The sequence below is a fragment of the Klebsiella sp. GG_Kp175 genome (genome assembly GCF_040062325.1).
GTDB classification, from domain to species: domain Bacteria; phylum Pseudomonadota; class Gammaproteobacteria; order Enterobacterales; family Enterobacteriaceae; genus Klebsiella; species Klebsiella quasipneumoniae.
In genome coordinates this window covers 273,937-295,123 of the sequence record NZ_JBEAFX010000003.1, presented here as the reverse complement: position 1 = coordinate 295,123, position 21,187 = coordinate 273,937, and the positions used below count along the sequence as shown (strand labels likewise).

Genomic DNA, 21,187 nt, shown 5'->3' with positions numbered 1-21,187 from the left:
ACATGAAAAGATTTACACCCGCATGGCTTGCGGTTTGTCTGGCATGCAGTTTTTCCCTCCCTTCGCTGGCAGCGGACGCGCTTGAAACCCGCGCCTTTCAGGGTATGCCGGCGGACTTTATTAAAGGCGCGGATATCTCCACGCTGCTGGATGCCGAAAAGCACGGGGCAATTTTCTACGACCAGAATAACCAGCGTAAGGATCCGATCGCCATTCTGAAAGAGAACGGCGTCAACTATGTTCGCCTCCGCCTGTGGGTGGATCCGCAATCGGCAAGCGGCGAGGGCTATGGCGGCGGGAATAACGATCTGGCCACTACCCTGGCGCTGGCGAAACGGGCGAAAGCCCAGGGAATGAAGCTGCTGCTCGACTTCCATTACAGCGATTTTTGGACCGATCCCGGCAAGCAGTTCAAACCGAAGGCCTGGGAAAAGATGGATTATCCGCAGCTGAAAACGGCGATTCATGACTATACCCGGGATACCATCGCCCGCTATAAGCAGGCGGGCGTCCTGCCGGATATGGTGCAGATCGGCAATGAGATCAACGGCGGTATGCTGTGGCCGGAAGGGAAAAGCTGGGGGCAGGGGGGCGGCGAGTTCGACCGGCTGGCCGGGCTGCTGAACGCGGCCATTGATGGTCTGAAGGCGAATCTGCGCAATGGCGAGCAGGTGAAAATCATGCTGCATCTGGCTGAAGGGACCAAGAACGATACCTTCCGCTGGTGGTTTGACGAAATAGAGAAACGTCATGTGCCCTATGACGTGATTGGTTTGTCGATGTACACCTACTGGAACGGGCCGATCAGCGCCCTGAAGGCCAATATGGATGACATCAGCAAACGCTATAACAAAGATGTCATTGTCGTCGAGGCGGCCTATGCCTATACCCTGGCTAACTGCGATAACGCGGAAAACAGTTTTCAGGCCAAAGAGGAAAAGGACGGAGGCTATCCCGCCACCGTGCAGGGGCAATATCGCTATATTCACGATCTGATGCAGGCCGTAATAGATGTTCCTGACCAGCGCGGCAAAGGTATTTTTTACTGGGAGCCGACGTGGATTGCCGTGCCGGGAAATACCTGGGCCACCCCGGCGGGGATGAAATATATCCATGACGAATGGAAAGAGGGTAATGCGCGGGAAAATCAGGCGCTATTTGACTGCCAGGGAAAAGTATTGCCGTCGGTAAAAGTATTTAATTAATTATTTGTCGTTCTTTTCAGGAAGTTTATTATGAATAAATTTGCACCTTTACATCCAAAGGTTAATACGCTGCTGCATGGCGCGGATTATAATCCGGAACAATGGGAGAATGACCCCGACATTATTGATAAAGACATTGCCATGATGCAGCAGGCAAAATGCAATGTGATGTCGGTGGGCATATTTAGCTGGGCGAAACTTGAGCCGCGCGAAGGGGTATTTGATTTCGCCTGGCTGGATACTATTCTCGATAAACTGTATGCCGCCGGCATTCATGTATTTCTGGCCACCCCGAGCGGCGCGCGTCCGGCGTGGATGTCCCAGCGCTATCCGCAGGTTCTGCGGGTGGGGCGCGATAGGGTGCCGGCCCTGCACGGCGGCCGTCACAACCACTGTATGTCATCGCCGATCTATCGTGAGAAGACCCTGAAAATTAATAGCCTGCTGGCGGAGCGCTATGCTGCGCACCCGGCGGTGCTGGGCTGGCATATTTCCAATGAATATGGCGGAGAATGTCATTGCGAGCGCTGCCAGACCCGCTTTCGCGACTGGCTGAAGACGCGGTACCAGACCCTGGAGAACCTCAACCAGGCCTGGTGGAGCACCTTCTGGAGCCATACCTATACCGACTGGTCGCAGATTGAATCGCCTGCGCCGCAGGGTGAAACGTCGATCCACGGTCTCAACCTTGACTGGCATCGCTTTAACACCGCTCAGGTGACCGATTTCTGCCGCCATGAAATCGCCCCGCTGAAGGCGGCGAATGCCGCCCTGCCGGTGACCACCAACTTTATGGAGTATTTCTACGATTACGACTACTGGCAGCTGGCGGAGGTGCTGGACTTTATCTCGTGGGACAGCTATCCGATGTGGCACCGCGATAAAGACGAAACCGCGCTGGCCTGCTACACCGCGATGTATCACGACATGATGCGCAGCCTGAAGGGCGGCCAGCCGTTTGTACTGATGGAGTCCACGCCGGGTGCGACTAACTGGCAACCGACCAGCAAACTGAAGAAACCGGGCATGCATATTCTCTCCTCGCTGCAGGCGGTGGCGCATGGCGCCGACTCGGTGCAGTATTTCCAGTGGCGGAAAAGTCGCGGTTCGGTTGAGAAATTTCACGGCGCGGTGGTCGACCATGTCGGGCACATCGATACCCGTATTGGCCGTGAAGTCAGCAAACTCGGTGAGATACTGAGCAAGCTACCGGAGGTCCGGGGCTGTCGCACCGAGGCGAAAGTGGCGATTATCTTCGACCAGCAGAACCGCTGGGCGCTTGATGACGCCCAGGGACCGCGCAATCTGGGGATGGAGTATGAGAAGACGGTCAATGAGCACTACCGTCCGTTCTGGGAGCAGGGCATCGCCGTCGATGTGATTGACGCCGACGCTGATTTAACGCCATACCTGCTGGTCATTGCCCCGATGTTATACATGGTGCGCGACGGCTTTGCCGCGCGGGCGGAGGCGTTTGTCGCCAGCGGCGGCCATCTGGTGACCACTTACTGGACCGGCATCGTCAACGAATCCGATCTCTGCTATCTCGGCGGCTTCCCGGGCCCGCTGCGCAATCTGCTGGGCATCTGGGCGGAAGAGATCGACTGCCTGAATGACGGCGAGTTTAATCTGGTGCAGGGCCTGGCCGGGAATCAGTGCGGTCTGCAGGGCCCGTATCAGGTGCGCCATCTCTGTGAACTGATCCATACCGAAAGCGCGCAGACGCTGGCCACCTACCGGGATGATTTTTATGCCGGAAGGCCAGCGGTGACGGTGAACGGCTTCGGGAAAGGTAAAGCCTGGCATGTGGCCTCCCGCAACGATTTGGCCTTCCAGCGCGACTTCTTTGCCGCCCTGAGCAAGGAGCTGGCGCTACCGCGGGCGATCGCGGCGGATTTACCGCCCGGCGTGGTGGCTACTGCGCGCACCGACGGTGAGAGCACGTTTGTCTTCCTGCAGAACTACAGCGCGCAAAGCCATACCCTGAGCCTGCCGTCAGGGTATCGGGATTGCCTGACCGACGCGGCGGTGTCGGACCCGCTGACCCTGTCAGCATGGGATTGCCGTATTCTCCGTCGCCACGCCTAATCCTTTTTTCTCCACGCCTGCTCTGCCGAGCAGGCTTTTTTGTATCTATTACCCTGGAGTTTATGATGGTGAGTTTAAAATCTTTCCTGCACTATTTCTCTCCTGCACGTCCGGCACAGCCGTTAAGCGAAGCGGAAAAACAGCAAATCGAGGCGTTGGTTCAGGCCTTCGGCGGTGAAGCGAATATTACCCAAGTGGACGCCTGTATTACCCGTCTGCGGGTAACGGTTCGTCATCTGGCAGCCGTGGACTCGGACGCATTACAGCAGCAGGGCGCGCTGGGTGTCATTATTCTTGGCCAGCAGGTTCATGCTATTTTCGGTAAGCAGTCCGATGCGCTACGTCAATTGCTGGATGACCATTTTGCCGCGCGGAAATAAATAAAACGGGATAACCTGAAAACAGGTTATCCCGAAAATAAGACAAAGACAGCAGTGGCAATAATGATTACCGGAGGGAAATTAATGACCTTACAGTTGGAGATATCAATAACGTATTTGTCTTACCAGCGCGATATTACCACCAGGCTTCAACCTGTACGCCGAAATTCCAGGTATTATTCGCCGTCTGGTCTTCAAACGGTTTACCATCTTCGGAATCATTCAGATACGACGCGAAAATACGTAATTCCGGGCGTGACATAAAGTCCGGCCCGTCCGCCAGGCCCAGCGCAATGGTATATTTCTCACCGGCCTGTTTGTAGCTGGTGCCATTGTTATAGCTGTCTTTCTGATAGAAACCGCCGACTTCGCCAATCAGGCGCACGTAGTCGGTGAACTGATACTGCCCGCGGGCGACCAGCGACAGCATCCGCGTTTTATCGGTATAGTCGGTAATGTCATCCGCCGAGCCCCAGGTCAGAACGTGGTTGATGGAGAATTTCTCGGTAATGGGGATCAGACCGGTGTTAATCACGCGATAGCCGGTGGCGTCGTTCACGTAGTTCCACATATCGTACCAGCCGCCGCCCTGGGAGACCATGTTCTGCGCCAGACCTTTGTTGGCATACTGCAGCACGGTTTTGTTATAGCCGCCCAGCATATCCTGACTGATTTCACCGGTCAGCATCACGCCATTTTCGGCATCGTACAGTCCGCCGTAGCTGTCCTGTTTTTTAGTGGTGTTCGGCATGGCGTAGTCGATGCCGAATTCGGTCCACGACCCGGACCACGGCTTCCATCCCGCGTAGCGTAAATCGATATAGTTGATATTGACGTTGCTGTCGCCATCGACGCGATAGTCAACGTCGTTGGCATCGCCGCGGATCCACGCCAGCGAGACGGCGCCCGGGCCAAGGGTGTAGTTTTCCACCCCGGCCCCGGAGCCGGAAATGTTCCAGTATTTAGTATCGATGATGTGCAGGTCGTGACGCTGGTAGTAACGTTTGCCGCCCCAGATCACCGCATTCGGATCGCCCGGGATCAGCCCTTTGATCTGCAGGTTCAGCTGACGTAAGCCGAACTGCGCGTCATCGTTCAGCGTGGTTTCATTATCGTTAGAGCCATCGGAGACCATGCTGACCATGCTGTCGAGATAGAAACTGACATCATCTTTTTTGTAGACCTCGGAGCCTAGCTCCAGCTCGCCATAGGTATCCGATTCGTTACCCAACCGGCCCAGCTTGTTCTTTTGCCATTCCGCTTCGCTACCGTCGCCGGAGACCCCAACCCCGGCACGCAAATAGCCATGAAAATCAACGGTCGGGATCGCAGCGGTAGCCGCAAAGGCGGAAGGGGCGATTAGCGCAGCGGCTAATGCTGTGGAAAGGACGCGCAGTGTCGTATTCATCTCTATCCTCTTATTGTTTTGTATTACGTTCACATAACTGATGTCATAAAATGCCTAAATGTAACTTCAGGCAAATGAGATATGATTATTGTGTGACTAAGTGCAAATAATAACGCTGGTTTTTGTTGTGATGAGTGAGGTGATTCACAATTAACCTGGTTGTGAACGTAATACTTTTTGTGGTGTAATTTTGCGATGAGAGGTAGCGGTGAGCGTTTTTTCAAATGGCCCCTGTTACAATCATGGGATAACAACATAAGGAACCGGACCATGAAGTCTAAAAGCGCTACTCTGGAAGACGTCGCTCGTCATGCGGGCGTCTCTTACCAGACCGTGTCCAGGGTACTCAACAAATCTGCCAATGTATCCGAAGCGACGCGCCGCAAGGTGGAGAAATCGATAGAGGCTCTGCGCTATGTGCCAAACCGGCTGGCGCAGCAGCTGGTGGGGAAGGAGAGCCAGACGGTCGGACTGGTGACGATTTCGCTGGCCTGGCATGCCCCCTCTCAGGTGGCGGCGGCGGTAAAACGCTATGCCAATCTGGAAGGTTACCAGGTCCTGATTTCAATGATTGATGAGAGCGTCAACCAAAGCATCCAGGATTCCATCAATGAGCTGAAGTCTCAGCGGGTGGATAAGGTCATTATCAACGTGCCGCTGGAGACTGAACAGGCGCAGAAAATCGCCGCTGACAATGATGATATCGTCTGCCTGTTTCTCGACGTTGATCCCTACAGCTCCGTGTTTAACGTTTCGTTTAACCCGGCGGACGGCACCCGGGCCAGCGTCAAATATCTCTATGAGATGGGGCATCGGGAGATTGCGTTGCTGGCAGGCCCGGACAGCTCCGTATCGGCGAAACTGCGGCTGAAAAGCTGGCTCGAGACCCTGGATGGCTACGGTCTGAATCCGGTAACCGTCCTGCGGGGCAACTGGGATGCGCAGAGCGGCTACGCCGGCGCGCTGCAGATGCTGCGGGAAACGCCTAATTTCAGCGCCGTGCTGGTGGGCAATGACCAGATGGCGCTGGGGGTGCTCAGCGCCTTCCATCAGCATCAGGTGGCGGTGCCGGGAGAGAAGTCGGTGATTGGCTATGACGATACCTACGAAAGCTCCTTTTTCTATCCGGCATTGAGTACGGTCTCGCTGGACCTCGACCTGCAGGGGAAAGAGGCGGTGCGGCGGATCCTCGCCAGTACCAGCGGTGCGGCGCATACCTCATCCATCCTGCCGGCGCGCCTGGTGATTCGCCATTCCAGCGGCGCCAGAGTCGAGCAGGGGAAAGATCTGCAGGCCATCGCGGAGCAACTTCGCGCTATCGCCCATCGTCTGGCGCCCTGAAGCCAAAGGCGAGGAAACTCGCCTCTTTGTTATTACCCCTGATATGACCATGGTTGATCTTTGTCGTGGAACGGCGTACCTTAATTGTTATGTTATAACATAATGATGAGGTCATCATGAAAGCCCATATCCATCCTCCCTATCGCACGGTGGTGTTTCACGACACCAGCGCCAATGAATATTTTAAAGTTGGCTCAACCATCCGCACCGAACGCGTGATTGAGCTCGACGGTGAGACGTATCCGTATGTGACGATCGACGTCTCCTCGAAATCGCATCCCTACTACACCGGCAAACAAAAAACGTTCGCCAGCGAGGGTAGCGCGGCCCGTTTCCGCCAGCGCTTTGGCGGCTTCATTGATGCAAAAAGGAAGGCATGATGCAGGTCGTTAACTCATTACGCAGCGCCAAACAGCGCCACCCGGATTGCCAGCTGGTCAAACGCAAAGGGCGGCTGTACGTGATCTGCAAGAGCAACCCCCGCTTCAAAGCAGTGCAGGGGCGCAAAAAACGTCGTTAACGGAAGCTTTCCAGGGGACGGCGCTGCTGGCCGTCGGCGGTAAAATTGTCGGTGGCCAGCCATTGGCGCATGGCGCTATCCAGCTGCGGCCATTCGCCATCAATCACTGAAAACCAGTCCGTGTCCCGGTTGTGTCCTTTGCTCACCAGCGCCTGACGAAAACGTCCTTCGTACTGAAATCCCAGTCGCCTTGCCGCACGGCCTGACGGCGTATTGAGGCTATTGCATTTCCATTCATAGCGACGGTAGCCGAGCGTCTCGAACACATACTGCATCAACAGCCAGTGCGCTTCGGTGGCCATAGCCGTTCGGCTTAGCAGCGGAGAGAAATGGACATGCCCCACCTCGACCACGCCATGGGTGGCATCGATGCGCATTAACGCCAGCGAGCCGACCGCCGTTCCACGCTGCTGGTCAACGACGGCGAAATGGATCGGATCGGCCAGCGTCGCAACCTGCGCCACCCAGGCGCTAAATTCAGCCAGGCTGGTTTCCGGTTCGCGCAGCAGCCACGTCCAGCTGCGGGCGTCGGGCGCCAGCTGATGGGCAGCAAACAGATCGCTGGCGTGGGCGAGGGTGAGTGGTTCGAGCCGACAGCGGCTGCCCTGAAGTACCTGCCGGGTCGGCCAGGGGCGGGGTTGCCAGTCGGGCAGCGCGGCGCCGAGCGCCTGTCCAAACTGATTGTATTCACACATTGCGGTTTCCTTATTGGGGATGTACAGGCAGCGTACGCGCTGGCTGGTTCCATAAAAAGTGCCATTAGAGTATGTTTTTATGGATCCACGAGGAGGCGACATGAATATACCGGACGATGCGTTTTATGGGTTGGTGACGCAGGGGATGCGGCAGCGAACGGACGAAACCCTGCAGCGCGCCCTTTACCACACTTTGCGCCATGCCATCCTGCAGGGAACCCTGGCGGCCAGCTGCCGTTTGCCAGGATCGCGCGTGATTGCCGGTCGACTGCATCTGTCGCGTAATACGGTGAATGCCGCACTGGAGCAGCTGACGCTGGAGGGATACCTGACGCGAAGCCGTCAGGGGACGCAGGTGGTGCCGCTCGCCGCTAGCGGTCGGCAGGAGGTAATCGCGCCACCCGTTGTGCTGTCTGAGCGGCTGCAGGGGCTGCCAGCCGCTATGCGCCGTGACTCGCCGGCGCTGCCGTTTACGCCTGGCATGCCGGCGGTGAACTATTTCCCGCTGCCGCTGTGGCGGCGGTTAATGGATAAGGCATTGCGCGACGAAGGCAGCACGCTGTTGGGCTACGGTGAGGCCGCGGGCGATCCCCAACTGCGGGAGGCTATCGCCCGCCATCTGGCGCTCTCCCGGGGCATCCGGTGCGATATCCGGCAGATCGTCATCACCGAGGGGGCGCTGGAAGGGGTCAACTTATGCGCCTCGCTGTTGACCAACCCGGGCGACAGCGTGTGGCTGGAAGAGCCGGGGTACCTGGGTGCCAGGAGTGGTTTCCAGCGAGCGGGGCTGCGGGTCTGTGGGATGGCCGTCGATGGTGAAGGGATGTGTATCGACAACGGCGTGGCAGAGCCACCCCGGCTGATTTTCACCTCTCCCTCTCATCAGTATCCCCTTGGGAGCGTCATGAGCGCCGCGCGGCGTCTGGCGCTGGTGGAGTATGCCCATCGGCACGGCGCGTGGATTGTGGAGGATGACTACGACAGCGAGTTTCGCCACAGCGGAGAGCCGATCCCGGCGATGCTGGGGATGGTCCCGGATGCCCCGGTGGTCTATCTCGGCACCTTCAGCAAAACCCTGTTTCCGGCGCTGCGTATCGGTTTTATGGTCATGCCGTCCGCGCTGGCGGATGCCGCTCAGGAGGCCATTGGCGCGCTGCTGCGCGGCGGGCACCGCGCTGAACAGCGTGCGCTGGCCAGCTTTATCGAGAAGGGACACTATGCGCGTCATCTGGCAGCGATGCGTCGTCTGTACCGCAAACGTCAGCAACAGCTGCGCGAGGCGCTGGCGCAAGAGATTACCGTGCCGTGCGAAGTCCTCGGTGGGGAAGGGGGACTCCATCTGACGTTGGCCATAGAGGGGATCGACGATCGAACGATTGCGCAGCAGGCGCGTCAGTTTCAGCTGGCGCCCGCTGCGCTAAGTCATTTCTATCTCGACCCGCGGCGGGGGCGGAGCGGGCTGGTGCTGGGGTATGGCAATACTTCGGCTTCCCGCTATCCGCTGGCGCTGCGGACGCTGAATCGTCTTATTGCGCAGTACCGGCGCGGGTCAGCGTAAAGACATCGTAAAAGGAGAGCTCGCCTTTGGTGTCGACCATTTTTTTAAGCTGTGCCTTCTGCTCGCTATCGACGTCCGGCGACTGCAGGATACGGTCGATCAGCTGTCGGGGGACAAAGCGGGTGTTGTACCATTCGCCGTTGTAACACACGCGAAAGTCGAGGACATCGATATCTTCGTAACGATAGCGTGGATAGACGTCAAAGAAGAAAAAAGCGTTGAACAGGATGAACAGCACCACCAACAACCAGACCGAATCCACCAGCGTTTCAGAGCGCATCATGACCACCAGCGTCGCCAGAAACGCAGCATACATGGCAACAAACAGGCCCGGATGGTTGCGGATAAAACTGATGCTAAAACGCGGGCGATTATCGCGTTTTTCCTGCACGTTAAGTTCGTCAATGGTGTGAGTCAGCAGGCGTTGTATTTCTGTCATCTTGGTCCCCGAATTCTGCAATAAGCCCGCCCCGTGCGCCCGATGGATCAGGTGCGGCAGGCTCAGCCTGAAGGTTATTTTATGTTGCAGTATTCTGCGGAGAAAGTAACAGATCAGTTACAGAAAAGCATAACAGTTACGCATTCGGCGGCGGAAGGCGCTTGATGATCTGCGCCGGGTTGCCGCCGACAACGGTACTGGCGGGAACGTCTTTAGTGACCACCGCTCCGGAGGCGATGACCGCATTATCGCCAATGGTCACCCCGGGATTGATCACCGCCCGACCACCAATCCACACATTGTGGCCAATGGTCACCGGTTTGCCATATTCCTGGCCGCTGTTTCGGGCCTCAGCATCCAGCGGATGGGTGGCGGTATAGATATGGACGCCCGGCGCCAGCATGCAGTTATCGCCAATATGGATAGGGCAGACGTCCAGCATCACACAGTCGAAATTGGCGTAAAAACCGGCGCCGAGAAAGATATTGTAGCCGTAGTCGCAGCGGAAGCTTGGCTCGATATACGCATCGCCAGCGCGACCGAACAGCTCGGCCAGAATATGCTGACGTTCTTCCTGGGCATTCGGGGCGGAATGATTATAACGGTGCAGCAGCTGTCTGGCGCGTAAGCGATCGGCGCGAAGCGTTGGGTCGCCAGATAAATAGAGCTCACCGGCGATCATTTTGCGTTTTTCTTCACTCATTGGTCTTCCTTATACCTGACGTTAGAGGGTCGCAACAGTATAAAAAAGAAACCGGTTACAAGTTTGCTGTTGGCTGAATGCTGTGATGACTATCACAAAGGTGTCCTGCTGAGGCTGGCAATTACCATCCGGTCAGCAGACCGCGTCGGGCGCACTAATTAGCGGATAAATTTCCAGACGGACGTCGGGATTTTATCGTACAGCTTATTCATAGTCAGTTCAGCCAGACGATGATCGGCGGCTGAGTAAAATACCGCCAGCTCATTATCAGAAAGTTCATATTTGTTTTTTTCAATGACGCGCTCCAGCGTGTCAATTGTCTGGCAACGACGTAAGCGCATCAAATAGTCTGTTTTAGTTAATGGCTTATCAGACATAATTCCACCTTTTGATTGTAATAATCCTAACACGAAAGACTGGCCGGATTTTCCCGGCTGGCGTTGACAAAACAACGAAATAACCGATTACCGGATTTTTTCCACTTTTGCAAATCCGTAGAGTTAATGCCGTAGTTACTGAACAACGTAAATGTGTCGTCCAGATATTCGTCAACCTGAGCGATCAGCTTATTATCCTCAGCGTACTTAATTTTATAATTAAGGGCGAATGTGGCAATGTGCTCGATCAGTTCATTTAACTGGAGATTGACAGCCGATGTCGGGTCGTTGACCCAGCCATGGTTGCTCTCTTCCAGGTTTGCAAGGCAGTCATGATACAGCGTTTCGCAGAGAAAGCGTAGTTGTGCGATATCATGTCTTTTTGGCGAGTATTCGTCCATAACGCATCCCCTTTTGAGTGGTTTAAACGACGACTAACAAACACCGTTGTGGGATGAACACGACTAACTGACCTGACACTAACTGAGTAATCCTGCTGATTTAACTATAATCCACTCTCCAGGAGATTTCATCGTGCTATTACGAAAAATTACAATTATCAGAGAGAAATTATCTTAAAAATAGACGAATTAATTTCTGCGGCCCGGGCGCGCAGCCTGAAAAATAGAGATGTCTTATCAATCATTGGTTTAAGACAGGCAGTCGTCGCGTTCAGAAACCGCCGGCCGTGAATGATGATATTAGGATTATTCCTGGTAAATGAGCGTAAGAAGATCCTAAGGGCTAAACAGCGCGATAGATATAGTCTGCAACACATCAATAGATATTAAATGCAGCGCGAAAAATAAACAATGGCAATATGTGCCCTGTCGGTAATGAACAAAAAAAGGGCCGCGGTGGCGGCCCTTTGTTCAGTAGTGCAGATTAATGATGCTCAACCTGATGGCTGTGCTCAATATCTTCCGTTTTCTTACTAAAGCGGCGACGAACCACCACAAAGAACACCGGCACGAAGAAGATAGCCAGGATCGTCGCGGTCACCATCCCGCCCATTACGCCTGTACCGACGGCGTTCTGCGCACCGGAGCCAGCACCGGAGCTGATAACCAGCGGCATAACCCCAAGGATAAACGCCAGAGAGGTCATCAGGATCGGACGCAGACGCATACGCACCGCTTCAAGCGTCGCCTCAATCAGCCCTTTGCCCTCTTTCTCCATCAGGTCTTTGGCGAATTCAACGATCAGTATCGCGTTCTTCGCCGACAGGCCGATGGTGGTCAACAGGCCAACCTGGAAGTAAACGTCATTGGTTAAACCGCGGAGGGTGGCGGCTAACAGCGCGCCGACCACACCTAACGGTACGACCAGCATGACCGAGAACGGAATCGACCAGCTCTCATACAGCGCTGCCAGACACAGGAAGACGACAATCAGCGAGATGGCATACAGGGCAGGGGCCTGGTTACCGGACAGCCGCTCCTGATAAGACATCCCGGTCCAGTCGTAGCCGATACCCGACGGCAGTTTACCCGCCAGCTCTTCCATCAGGCTCATCGCCTCACCGGTACTCTTGCCTGGCGCTGCCTGGCCAAGAATTTCCATCGATGGCAGACCGTTGTAGCGTTCCAGACGCGGCGAACCGTATTCCCAACGCGAGGTGGAGAAGGCGGAGAATGGCACCATCTGGCCATCACTGCCGCGAACATACCACTTGCCGATGTCTTCCGGCAGCATACGGTATTTCGCTTCGGACATGATGTACACTTTCTTCACGCGGCCGCGGTCGATAAAGTCGTTGACATAGCTTCCGCCCCAGGCAGCGCCCAGCGTGGTGTTAATGTCGCTGATGGAGACGCCCAGCGCCTGGGCTTTTTCCTGATCGATATCGACTTTGAACTGCGGTGTATCTTCCAGACCGTTAGGACGCACGCCGGTCAGCACGTCAGGATGCTGCGCCACCATACCAAACAGCTGATTACGTGCCTGGGTCAGTTTTTCGTGTCCCAGGCCGCCCTGATCAATCAGCTGGAAGTCAAAGCCGGTCGCGGTACCCAGTTCAACGATAGCCGGCAGGTTAAAGGCGAAGACCATCGCGTCTTTAATCTGCGAGAAGTAGCCCATCGCCCGACCGGTGATCGCTTCAACTTTGTTTTCGTCGCCCGGACGTTGGCTCCAGTCTTTCAGCGAGACGAACGCGATACCGGTGTTCTGGCCGCGGCCGGCGAAGCCGAAGCCGTTAACCGCAAACACGGATTCCACGTTGTCCTTCTCTTTGGTGAGATAGTAATTCGTCATCTCATCCAGCACTTTCTGCGTGCGCTCCTGGGTGGCGCCGGCAGGCAGCTGGGCCATACTCAGGAATACCCCCTGGTCTTCGTCCGGCAGGAACGAGCTCGGCAGACGAACGAACAGCCACGCCATGCCCACCACGATGATCAGATACAGCACCAGATAGCGACCGGTGCTGCGCAGAATGTTGCCTACGCTGTCGGTGTAATGGTGCGTGCTCTTATCGAACATGCGGTTAAACCAGCCGAAGAAACCGGTGGTCGCGCCGTGGCTGCCTTTCTGGATAGGCTTCAGCATCGTGGCGCACAGCGCCGGCGTCAGGATCAGCGCGACCAGTACCGATAGCGCCATCGCGGAAACGATGGTGATGGAGAACTGGCGATAGATGGCGCCGGTTGAACCGCCGAAGAATGCCATCGGGATAAATACCGCCGACAGCACCATGGCGATACCTACCAGCGCGCCCTGAATCTGCCCCATCGATTTACGCGTCGCTTCTTTCGGCGGCAGGCCTTCTTCGGCCATGACGCGCTCGACGTTCTCGACCACCACGATGGCGTCATCCACCAGCAGGCCGATGGCGAGCACCATCCCGAACATCGTCAGGGTGTTTATCGAGAAGCCAAACGCCGCCAGCACCGCGAAGGTCCCTAACAGGACCACCGGCACCGCGATGGTCGGGATCAGCGTGGCGCGGAAGTTCTGCAGGAACAGATACATCACCAGGAAGACCAGGATGATCGCTTCCACCAGCGTTTTAACCACTTCGTGAATAGAGATTTTCACGAACGGGGTGGTGTCATACGGGTAAACGATTTTCATCCCCGACGGGAAAAACGGCTCCATCTTCGCCAGTTCAGCGCGGATCGCGTTGGCGGTATCCAGCGCGTTCGCGCCGGTAGCCAGTTTAATACCCAGACCGGACGCTGGCTGGCCGTTATACTTCGCCACCACGTCATAGCTTTCGCCACCCAGCTCAATTTTGGCGACATCACGCAGACGAACCTGGGAACCATCCTGGTTCACCTTCAGCAGGATGTTGCCAAACTCTTCCGTATTGGTCAGACGCGTCTGTGCGACGATGGACGCGTTGAGCTGCTGGCCTTTCACCGGCGGCGTACCGCCTAACTGACCAGCGGCTACCTGGGCGTTCTGCGCTTTCAGAGCGCTGATCACGTCCACCGGCGTGAGCTGGAAGTTATTCAGTTTATTCGGATCCATCCAGATACGCATCGCGTACTGGGAACCGAAAAGCTGAACGTCGCCGACGCCGCTGGTACGGCTGATCGGGTCCTTCATGTTGGCCGCCACGTAGTCCGAAATATCGTCCTGGTTCATGGTGCCGTTGGTGTTAATAACGCCGACAACCATCAGGAAGCTGCTGGACGCTTTCTCAACGCTGATCCCTTGCTGCTGTACTTCTTGCGGCAGCAGAGGGGTGGCCAGGGCCAGCTTGTTCTGAACCTGAACCTGGGCGATGTCCGGATCGGTACCGGATTCGAAGGTCAGGGTGATGGTCGCCGTACCGGTGGAGTCGCCATTCGAGGACATGTACATCAGGTGATCGATACCGTTCATATTCTGTTCGATAACCTGAGTCACGGTGTTCTGCACGGTTTCGGCGTCAGCACCGGGGTACATGGCGGTAATGGAAATTGCTGGCGGCGCAATCGTCGGATATTGCGCCACCGGCAATTTGAGGATCGATAATCCCCCAGCCAGCATGATGATGATGGCGATCACCCATGCAAATATGGGGCGATCGATAAAGAAATTAGGCATGTCTTAACGGCTCCTGTTTAAGTTAAGACTTGGTTTGTTCTGATGGCGCGTTGCCTGCGGCTTGCTGTTTATCATCAGAAGCTACTTCCTGCGCTTTTACCTGCACGCCTGGTTTGATTTTTTGCAGGCCGGTGACGATAACGCGATCGCCGGATTTCAGACCGTCAGTGACCAGCCATTTATCGCCAATCGCTTGAGAAGCAGTGACCTGGCGGACTTCGACCTTATCGCCTTCACCCACTACCATGACGCTGGCATCGCCGCGCGGCGTACGGGTGACACCCTGTTGCGGTACCAGCAGGGCGTCAGGGTTAACCCCTTCTTCCAGACGGGCACGGACAAACATCCCCGGTAGCAGGGTGTGATCCGGGTTAGGGAAAATAGCGCGCAGCGTGATAGAGCCGGTGGTCTGATCGACGGTGACATCCGAGAATTCCAGCGTGCCGGCCTGCGGATACTTAAGACCGTCGTTAGTCACCAGCTCCACTTTCGCTTTCCCGTTTTCCTGTTTCAGACGGCCATCGGCCAGCTCCTGTTTCAGGCGCAGGAAATCATTGCTCGACTGGGTGACGTCGACATAGATCGGATCCAACTGCTGAACGGTTGCCAGGGCGGTTGTTTGACCATTTTGCACCAGCGCCCCTTCGGTCACCGCGGATTTACCAATGCGGCCGCTAATCGGCGAGGTGACTTTGGTGTAGGCCAGATTGATGCGCGCGGTTTCAACGGCTGCTTTCGCCGCGACCACGGCCGCATTGCTCTGCTGCGCCGTCGCGACGGCGGTATCGTAGTCTTGTTGACTGATATATTTAGTGCCTAACAGTTTCTGATAACGCTTGACCGTCAGTTGATCCATGTTTGCCGCCGCCTGGGCTTTTGCCAGGTCGCCTTTGGCGCTGTCATAGCTGGCCTGATAGGTGGCTGGATCGATCTGATACAGGGAAACGCCGGCCTGGATATCGCTACCTTCCACGAAGTTACGTTTTAAAATAATGCCACTGACCTGAGGACGAACTTCCGCAATGCGATAGGCGCTGGTTCGGCCTGGCAGTTCGGTGGTTATTTGTAGAGGTGCGGATTTGAGCGTCACAATACCGACTTCCGGCATGTGCTGGGCTCCTTGTTGAGCCGGTTTATCGTCACATCCTGTTAGCGCTAAGCTGCCTGAGAGCATCAGAACGACCGCCAGAGGCGTTAACCCTCTGTTTTTGTTCATATGTAAACCTCGAGTGTCCAATTTCAAAATGTTCAGTGGCTCAAACAACCACAAACCCACTACAGTCTTTCTATTATGGTCGTGCTATGGTACATACATTCACAAATGTATGTAAACGTAACCTCTGTAAAGTCATTAACCTATGGCACGAAAAACCAAACAACAGGCACGTGAAACCCGGCAACTGATTCTGGATGTTGCTCTGCGTCTGTTTTCGCAGCAAGGCGTATCATCTACCTCGTTGGCAACAATTGCAAAAGCTGCGGGTGTAACGAGGGGGGCTATCTACTGGCATTTCAAGAATAAATCAGATTTATTCAACGAAATTTGGGAGCTGTCAGACGCCAGTATTAGCGATCTCGAAATTGAGTATCGGGCAAAATTCCCCAACGATCCACTCTCAGTTATCAGGGAGATATTAGTCTATGTTCTTGAAGCGACAGTGACAGAAGAGCGTCGTCGGTTGATGATGGAGATTATCTTCCATAAGTGTGAATTCGTCGGAGAAATGACCGTAGTGCAGCAGGCCCAGCGGCAGCTCTCCCTGGCGAGCTACGAGCGTATCGAGCAGACCTTAAAAGAGTGTATCGCGGCGAAGCTGTTGCCTGCCAATTTACTCACCCGGCGAGCGGCGATTTTAATGCGCAGCTACCTTTCAGGCCTGATGGAGAACTGGCTGTTTGCTCCCGACTCGTTCGACCTGCATGCGGAAGCGCGTGACTACGTCGCCATCCTGCTGGAGATGTATCAATTCTGCCCCACGCTTCGCGGCCCGGAGAGCCTGCCAGCTTAACGAAGCGTGCGGATGAGCGTGAATTTTTAGCGCAGTCCGCCGCTATTCGCCAGCGATGAGAAGTGCTATTCTGCGCGCTTGCGACGACCCCCGGTATTCTCCGGCATTTGCATTCATTCATATTAACTATGCTGCACACGATCTCCAGGCAACGCGCCACGTTCATCTTTACCATTATGCTGCTCTGTTTTATTGGCCTTTTCAGTCCAGTTCAGGGCCGCGCCGCAGACCTCCCTGACCGGGCGGAGGTGCAGAGTCAGCTCAACACATTAAACAAGCAAAAGGAACTGACTCCGCAGGATAAACTGGTCCAGCAGGATTTGACCCAGACCCTGGAAACGCTGGATAAAATCGATCGCATCAAGAGCGAGACGACGCAGCTCCGCCAGCAGGTCGAGCAAGCCCCGTCGAAGCTGCGCCAGGCGGTGGATAACCTTAACAACCTGAGCGATGTCCCGAACGACGACGCGACGCGCAAGACGCTGAGCACGCTCTCCCTGCGTCAGCTGGAATCACGCGTCACCCAAACGCTGGACGATCTGCAGAATGCGCAAAACGATCTGGCAACCTACAACAGCCAGCTGGTTTCCCTGCAAACGCAGCCGGAACGGGTGCAAAATGCGATGTACAACGCCTCCCAGCAGCTGCAGCAGATCCGTAATCGTCTGAATGGCACCTCGGTGGGCGATGAGACTCTGCGTCCGACCCAGCAGGTGTTGCTGCAGGCCCAGCAGGCGTTGCTCAACGCGCAGATCGAGCAGCAGCGTAAGAGCCTCGAAGGCAACACTATCCTGCAGGATACCCTGCAGAAGCAGCGTGACTATGTAACCGCCTGGAGCAACCGGCTGGAGCATCAGCTGCAGCTGCTGCAGGAGGCGGTGAACAGCAAGCGGCTGACGCTGACTGAGAAAACCGCCCAGGAGGCGGTCACGCCGGATGAAACCACGCGTATTCAGGCCAACCCGCTGGTCAAGCAGGAGCTGGATGTTAACCACCAGTTGAGCGAGAAGCTGATCCAGGCGACGGAGAATGGCAACCAGCTGGTGCAGCGCAATATCCAGGTAAAGAACTGGCTCGACCGCGCTCTGCAGTCTGAGCGGGATATTAAAGAGCAAATTTCCGTGCTCAAGGGCAGCCTCCTGCTGTCGCGCATTCTTTATCAGCAGCAGCAGACGCTGCCGTCGGCGGATGAACTGCAGGATATGACTAATCGCATTGCCGACCTGCGGCTTGAACAGTTTGAAGTTAACCAGCAGCGCGACGCCCTGTTCCAGAGCGATGCCTATGTCGCTAAGCTGGAAGAGGGGCACAGCGCTGAAGTAACCGATGAAGTGCACGCCGCGCTGCTGGAAGTGATCGACATGCGTCGCGAGCTGCTTGACCAGTTCAATAAACAGCTGGGGAACCAGCTGATGATGGCCATCAACCTGCAGATCAACCAGCAGCAGCTGATGAGCGTCTCCAGCAGCCTGAAAGAAATCCTGACCCAGCAAATTTTCTGGGTGAACAGCAATAAACCGATGGACTGGGAGTGGATTAAGGCCTTCCCGGAAGCGCTGAAAGGTCAGTTTAAGGCGATGAAAATCACCGTGAACTGGGAAAAAGCGTGGCCGGCGGTATTTATCGCTTTCCTCGCCGGATTACCGCTGCTGCTAATTGCCGGCCTGATCCGCTGGCGTTTGCAGTGGCTCAAGGATTATCAGGCGAAGCTGGCTTCTCAGGTAGGCCAACTACGCAATGATACCCAACTGCATACGCCGAAGGCGATCTTTATCGACCTGATCCGCGCCTTACCGGTGGTGCTGGTGATTCTGGCGATTGGCCTGATCTTACTCACCATGCAGTTAAATATCAGCGGACTGCTGTGGGCGTACAGTAAAAAACTGGCGATGTTCTGGCTGGTGTTTGGCCTGTGCTGGAAAGTGCTGGAAAAGAACGGCGTGGCGGTCAGCCACTTTAATATGCCGGCGCAGTTGACCAGCCACTGGCGGCGGCAGATTGTCCGCGTCAGCCTGGCGCTGCTGCCGCTGAATTTCTGGTCGGTGATTTCCGAGCTGTCGCCGCTGAACCTGATGGACGATGTGCTGGGGCAGCTGGTGATTTTCTTCAACTTACTGCTGATCGCGGTGCTGGTCTGGCCGATGTGCCGGGAAAGCTGGCGCGATAAAGAGTCGCACAGCCTGCGCCTGCTGACGATCACGGTGCTGTCTATCGTTCCGGTGGCCCTGATGGTGCTGACGGCGACCGGCTACTTCTACACCACGCTGCGCCTGGCGGGACGCTGGATCGAGACGGTTTATCTGGTAATGATCTGGAACCTGCTGTACCAGACCGTGCTGCGTGGCCTGAGCGTGGCGGCGCGGCGTATCGCCTGGCGCCGGGCGCTGGCGCGCCGTCAGCATCTGGTGAAGGAGGGCGCGGAAGGCGCTGAGCCGCAGGAGGAGCCGACTATCGCTCTCGAACAGGTTAACCAGCAGACGTTGCGCATCACCATGCTGGTGATGATCGCGCTGTTCGCGGTCATGTTCTGGGCGATTTGGTCGGATTTGATCACCGTTTTCGCCTATCTCGACAGCATCACCCTCTGGCATTACAACGGCACCGAGGCGGGGGCCAGCGTGGTGCGCAGCGTGACGATGGGCAGCCTGCTGTTTGCCATTGTGGCGTCGATGGTTGCCTGGGCGCTAATCCGCAACCTGCCGGGGCTGCTGGAGGTGCTGGTCCTGTCGCGGCTCAATATGCGCCAGGGGACTTCCTACGCCATCACCACCATTCTTAACTATGCGATTATCGCCATTGGGGCGATGACGGTATTCGGATCGCTGGGCGTCTCCTGGGACAAACTGCAATGGCTGGCGGCCGCGCTGTCGGTTGGTTTGGGTTTTGGTCTGCAGGAGATCTTCGGTAACTTCGTCTCCGGCCTGATTATTCTGTTCGAACGTCCGGTGCGCATTGGGGATACGGTGACTATCGGCACCTTCTCCGGTACGGTAAGCAAAATCCGTATTCGCGCCACCACCATTACCGACTTCGATCGCAAAGAGGTGATCATCCCGAACAAGGCGTTCGTTACCGAGCGCTTGATCAACTGGTCGCTCTCCGACACCGTGACCCGCGTGGTAATCCGCCTCGGCGTCGCCTATGGTTCCGACCTGGATAAGGTGAAGGAGGTGCTGCTGAAGGTGGCGCACGATCATCCGAAAGTGATGCAGGAGCCAGCGCCGGCGGTCTTCTTCACCACCTTCGGCCCCAGTACGCTGGATCATGAACTACGTCTGTATGTCCGTGAACTGCGCGATCGCAGCTACACGGTGGATGAGCTCAACCGCGCCATCGACCGTCTGTGCCGGGAGAATGACATCAACATTGCCTTTAACCAGCTGGAAGTCCATCTGCGAAATGAAAAGGGTGATGAAGTCACGGAAGTGAAGCGGGATGGAAAGGGCGACGATTTAGCTCCCTCCGTCGCGTCTTAACTGAAGAGGGGCGGCGCAACGCCGCCCCTGTTGCATCAGGGCGCCAGCGCGGCGAGCTCCTCGTCGCTAAGCCCGGTGAGTTCCCGCACGATTTGTCGTTCGAGGCCGCGCGCCAGCATTCTGGCGGCGATGCTGCGAGTGGCGGCTTCTCGACCTTCCTGCTCGCCCTCCTGCTGCCCCTGTTTACGGCCTTTCTCTTCCAGCCATTCGGCAATGGTCATCATCAGCTCCTTATGCCTGGGCGACTGCGCCGCCAGCGCGCGGATCAGCGCCCCCGGATGTTCCGTTGTACCCGCCTGCAACATATAGCGCAGCAGCGTATTCAACTGCGCTTCTGTCAGATAGCCTTGCGTCATCAGCGCGATCAGCGGCACCTGCAGCTCGGCCAGATCGCGATGGCGGATATGCTTTTGCAACAGCTCCAGCATGGCCATCCGCCGATGACGGACTATCTGATTATCTGGCATAACGGTGAGGTCCACCAGCGGAAAATCACCGCTATAGAGCGCCTTCGCCAGCGCCGGTTCGGCGAATAGCTGTTGCCAGTTGCGGGGCCAGGGCCAGGGCCAGGGGCTGACCTTGCCGTGATAAAACAGAATCGGCACCACCAGCGGCAGCGTGTCGTGGCCAGCGTCCAGATGACGCTGCATGGCGGCCAGCGCGTAGCGCAGCAGGCGAAACGCCATCAGCTTGTCCGGGGTACTCTGGTGCTCAATCAGCGCGTAAACATAGCCCGGTCCGTGGCGGGTGCGCAGTGAGTAAAGGATATCGGAATAGCTGGCGCGCAGGTCCTCTTCAACAAAGCTACCGGAGACCAGCTGCAGCGAATCCAGCTCGCAGATTGCCAGAAACGGCGCGGGCAGATACAGCTGCAGGAAATCCTTCGCCACCGCCTGATTCATCAGCATCTGGCGAAAAACCGCATCGTGCGGGGTTTGACTGACCTTTTCCATCAA

Annotated in this window: 19 protein-coding genes; 10 read left to right on the top strand and 9 right to left on the bottom strand. The window is 56.2% G+C overall.

Annotated elements, in window-relative coordinates:
- Positions 1 to 2: 2 nt before the first annotated feature.
- From ABLU73_RS07360 to ABLU73_RS07350, 3 genes are all read left to right on the top strand, one after another.
- A complete protein-coding gene (locus ABLU73_RS07360) occupies positions 3 to 1,205 on the top strand; it encodes an arabinogalactan endo-beta-1,4-galactanase (protein WP_136084653.1) in 1,203 nt (400 codons plus the stop codon).
- Positions 1,206 to 1,235: 30 nt separating this feature from the next.
- The gene (locus ABLU73_RS07355) at positions 1,236 to 3,293 is read left to right on the top strand and encodes a beta-galactosidase (RefSeq protein ID WP_203558946.1); all 2,058 of its coding nucleotides are present in this window, start codon (positions 1,236 to 1,238) and stop codon (positions 3,291 to 3,293) included.
- A gap of 65 nt (positions 3,294 to 3,358) precedes the next feature.
- A complete protein-coding gene (locus ABLU73_RS07350; protein WP_004204757.1) occupies positions 3,359 to 3,673 on the top strand; it encodes a glucose PTS transporter subunit EIIB in 315 nt (104 codons plus the stop codon).
- Between the two features lie 136 nt (positions 3,674 to 3,809).
- Here the strand turns inward: ABLU73_RS07350 and ABLU73_RS07345 are convergent, their stop codons facing one another.
- Positions 3,810 to 5,081 carry a maltoporin gene (locus tag ABLU73_RS07345; RefSeq protein ID WP_004204756.1) on the bottom strand — a complete coding sequence of 424 codons (1,272 nt, stop codon included), beginning with the start codon at positions 5,079 to 5,081 and terminating at the stop codon, positions 3,810 to 3,812.
- 270 nt (positions 5,082 to 5,351) lie between these two features.
- Here ABLU73_RS07345 and ABLU73_RS07340 point away from each other — a divergent pair, with 270 nt between their 5' ends.
- From ABLU73_RS07340 to ykgO, 3 genes are all read left to right on the top strand, one after another.
- Complete coding sequence (locus ABLU73_RS07340; protein ID WP_264923908.1) at positions 5,352 to 6,422, top strand: LacI family DNA-binding transcriptional regulator; 1,071 nt, start codon at positions 5,352 to 5,354, stop codon at positions 6,420 to 6,422.
- A gap of 116 nt (positions 6,423 to 6,538) precedes the next feature.
- Entirely contained in the window at positions 6,539 to 6,802 is a 264-nt protein-coding gene (locus ABLU73_RS07335) for a type B 50S ribosomal protein L31 (protein ID WP_004204754.1), read from the top strand.
- Positions 6,802 to 6,942, top strand: coding sequence for a type B 50S ribosomal protein L36 (gene ykgO / locus ABLU73_RS07330; protein WP_002892018.1), 141 nt, complete (start codon positions 6,802 to 6,804; stop codon positions 6,940 to 6,942). Before ABLU73_RS07335 ends, ykgO begins: the two co-directional genes overlap by 1 nt.
- Here ykgO and ABLU73_RS07325 read toward each other — a convergent pair.
- On the bottom strand, positions 6,939 to 7,637 hold the full coding sequence (locus ABLU73_RS07325; RefSeq protein ID WP_264923910.1) for a GNAT family protein: 699 nt from the start codon (positions 7,635 to 7,637) through the stop codon (positions 6,939 to 6,941). The two genes, ykgO and ABLU73_RS07325, sit on opposite strands and share 4 nt — an antisense overlap.
- A gap of 100 nt (positions 7,638 to 7,737) precedes the next feature.
- Between ABLU73_RS07325 and ABLU73_RS07320 the strand changes: the two genes are divergently transcribed.
- Positions 7,738 to 9,195: a PLP-dependent aminotransferase family protein gene (locus tag ABLU73_RS07320; protein WP_264923912.1), complete on the top strand. Its 1,458-nt coding sequence runs from the start codon at positions 7,738 to 7,740 to the stop codon at positions 9,193 to 9,195.
- Here ABLU73_RS07320 and ABLU73_RS07315 read toward each other — a convergent pair.
- A complete protein-coding gene (locus ABLU73_RS07315) occupies positions 9,164 to 9,634 on the bottom strand; it encodes a YlaC family protein (protein ID WP_049093338.1) in 471 nt (156 codons plus the stop codon). The two genes, ABLU73_RS07320 and ABLU73_RS07315, sit on opposite strands and share 32 nt — an antisense overlap.
- Before the next feature lie 42 nt (positions 9,635 to 9,676).
- Here ABLU73_RS07315 and ABLU73_RS07310 point away from each other — a divergent pair, with 42 nt between their 5' ends.
- The gene (locus ABLU73_RS07310) at positions 9,677 to 9,799 is read left to right on the top strand and encodes a hypothetical protein (RefSeq protein WP_032426076.1); all 123 of its coding nucleotides are present in this window, start codon (positions 9,677 to 9,679) and stop codon (positions 9,797 to 9,799) included.
- On the opposite strand, the gene maa is transcribed toward ABLU73_RS07310, so the two are convergent.
- From maa to acrA, 5 genes are all read right to left on the bottom strand, one after another.
- A complete protein-coding gene (gene maa, locus ABLU73_RS07305) occupies positions 9,771 to 10,337 on the bottom strand; it encodes a maltose O-acetyltransferase (RefSeq protein ID WP_004204750.1) in 567 nt (188 codons plus the stop codon). The genes ABLU73_RS07310 and maa overlap by 29 nt on opposite strands.
- Positions 10,338 to 10,495: 158 nt before the next feature.
- Positions 10,496 to 10,714: an HHA domain-containing protein gene (locus ABLU73_RS07300; protein WP_002892050.1), complete on the bottom strand. Its 219-nt coding sequence runs from the start codon at positions 10,712 to 10,714 to the stop codon at positions 10,496 to 10,498.
- Between the two features lie 26 nt (positions 10,715 to 10,740).
- Positions 10,741 to 11,115, bottom strand: coding sequence for an Hha toxicity modulator TomB (gene tomB / locus ABLU73_RS07295; protein ID WP_002892066.1), 375 nt, complete (start codon positions 11,113 to 11,115; stop codon positions 10,741 to 10,743).
- Between the two features lie 484 nt (positions 11,116 to 11,599).
- Entirely contained in the window at positions 11,600 to 14,746 is a 3,147-nt protein-coding gene (gene acrB, locus ABLU73_RS07290; RefSeq protein WP_017898892.1) for a multidrug efflux RND transporter permease subunit AcrB, read from the bottom strand.
- A gap of 22 nt (positions 14,747 to 14,768) precedes the next feature.
- Complete coding sequence (acrA, locus tag ABLU73_RS07285; protein ID WP_004204747.1) at positions 14,769 to 15,962, bottom strand: multidrug efflux RND transporter periplasmic adaptor subunit AcrA; 1,194 nt, start codon at positions 15,960 to 15,962, stop codon at positions 14,769 to 14,771.
- Between the two features lie 142 nt (positions 15,963 to 16,104).
- On the opposite strand from acrA, the gene acrR reads away from it, so the two are divergent.
- Complete coding sequence (acrR, locus tag ABLU73_RS07280) at positions 16,105 to 16,755, top strand: multidrug efflux transporter transcriptional repressor AcrR (protein ID WP_004204746.1); 651 nt, start codon at positions 16,105 to 16,107, stop codon at positions 16,753 to 16,755.
- 128 nt (positions 16,756 to 16,883) lie between these two features.
- The gene (mscK, locus tag ABLU73_RS07275) at positions 16,884 to 20,231 is read left to right on the top strand and encodes a mechanosensitive channel MscK (RefSeq protein WP_049003083.1); all 3,348 of its coding nucleotides are present in this window, start codon (positions 16,884 to 16,886) and stop codon (positions 20,229 to 20,231) included.
- A 35-nt stretch (positions 20,232 to 20,266) separates the two neighbouring features.
- On the opposite strand, the gene ABLU73_RS07270 is transcribed toward mscK, so the two are convergent.
- The gene (locus tag ABLU73_RS07270; RefSeq protein ID WP_135682904.1) at positions 20,267 to 21,184 is read right to left on the bottom strand and encodes an Rpn family recombination-promoting nuclease/putative transposase; all 918 of its coding nucleotides are present in this window, start codon (positions 21,182 to 21,184) and stop codon (positions 20,267 to 20,269) included.
- Positions 21,185 to 21,187: the final 3 nt, after the last annotated feature.

Bases quoted from the DNA above. Each gene is read 5' to 3' on its own strand.
- ABLU73_RS07335 (WP_004204754.1), top strand. From the start codon at position 6,539: ATGAAAGCCCATATCCATCCTCCCTATCGCACGGTGGTGTTTCACGAC.
- ABLU73_RS07325 (WP_264923910.1), bottom strand. From the start codon at position 7,637: ATGTGTGAATACAATCAGTTTGGACAGGCGCTCGGCGCCGCGCTGCCC.
- ykgO (WP_002892018.1), top strand. From the start codon at position 6,802: ATGCAGGTCGTTAACTCATTACGCAGCGCCAAACAGCGCCACCCGGAT.
- ABLU73_RS07320 (WP_264923912.1), top strand. From the start codon at position 7,738: ATGAATATACCGGACGATGCGTTTTATGGGTTGGTGACGCAGGGGATG.
- ABLU73_RS07350 (WP_004204757.1), top strand. From the start codon at position 3,359: ATGGTGAGTTTAAAATCTTTCCTGCACTATTTCTCTCCTGCACGTCCG.
- mscK (WP_049003083.1), top strand. From the start codon at position 16,884: ATGCTGCACACGATCTCCAGGCAACGCGCCACGTTCATCTTTACCATT.
- ABLU73_RS07310 (WP_032426076.1), top strand. From the start codon at position 9,677: ATGGATCAGGTGCGGCAGGCTCAGCCTGAAGGTTATTTTATGTTGCAG.
- tomB (WP_002892066.1), bottom strand. From the start codon at position 11,115: ATGGACGAATACTCGCCAAAAAGACATGATATCGCACAACTACGCTTT.
- maa (WP_004204750.1), bottom strand. From the start codon at position 10,337: ATGAGTGAAGAAAAACGCAAAATGATCGCCGGTGAGCTCTATTTATCT.
- ABLU73_RS07355 (WP_203558946.1), top strand. From the start codon at position 1,236: ATGAATAAATTTGCACCTTTACATCCAAAGGTTAATACGCTGCTGCAT.
- ABLU73_RS07360 (WP_136084653.1), top strand. From the start codon at position 3: ATGAAAAGATTTACACCCGCATGGCTTGCGGTTTGTCTGGCATGCAGT.
- ABLU73_RS07300 (WP_002892050.1), bottom strand. From the start codon at position 10,714: ATGTCTGATAAGCCATTAACTAAAACAGACTATTTGATGCGCTTACGT.
- ABLU73_RS07315 (WP_049093338.1), bottom strand. From the start codon at position 9,634: ATGACAGAAATACAACGCCTGCTGACTCACACCATTGACGAACTTAAC.
- ABLU73_RS07345 (WP_004204756.1), bottom strand. From the start codon at position 5,081: ATGAATACGACACTGCGCGTCCTTTCCACAGCATTAGCCGCTGCGCTA.
- ABLU73_RS07270 (WP_135682904.1), bottom strand. From the start codon at position 21,184: ATGGAAAAGGTCAGTCAAACCCCGCACGATGCGGTTTTTCGCCAGATG.
- ABLU73_RS07340 (WP_264923908.1), top strand. From the start codon at position 5,352: ATGAAGTCTAAAAGCGCTACTCTGGAAGACGTCGCTCGTCATGCGGGC.
- acrR (WP_004204746.1), top strand. From the start codon at position 16,105: ATGGCACGAAAAACCAAACAACAGGCACGTGAAACCCGGCAACTGATT.
- acrB (WP_017898892.1), bottom strand. From the start codon at position 14,746: ATGCCTAATTTCTTTATCGATCGCCCCATATTTGCATGGGTGATCGCC.
- acrA (WP_004204747.1), bottom strand. From the start codon at position 15,962: ATGAACAAAAACAGAGGGTTAACGCCTCTGGCGGTCGTTCTGATGCTC.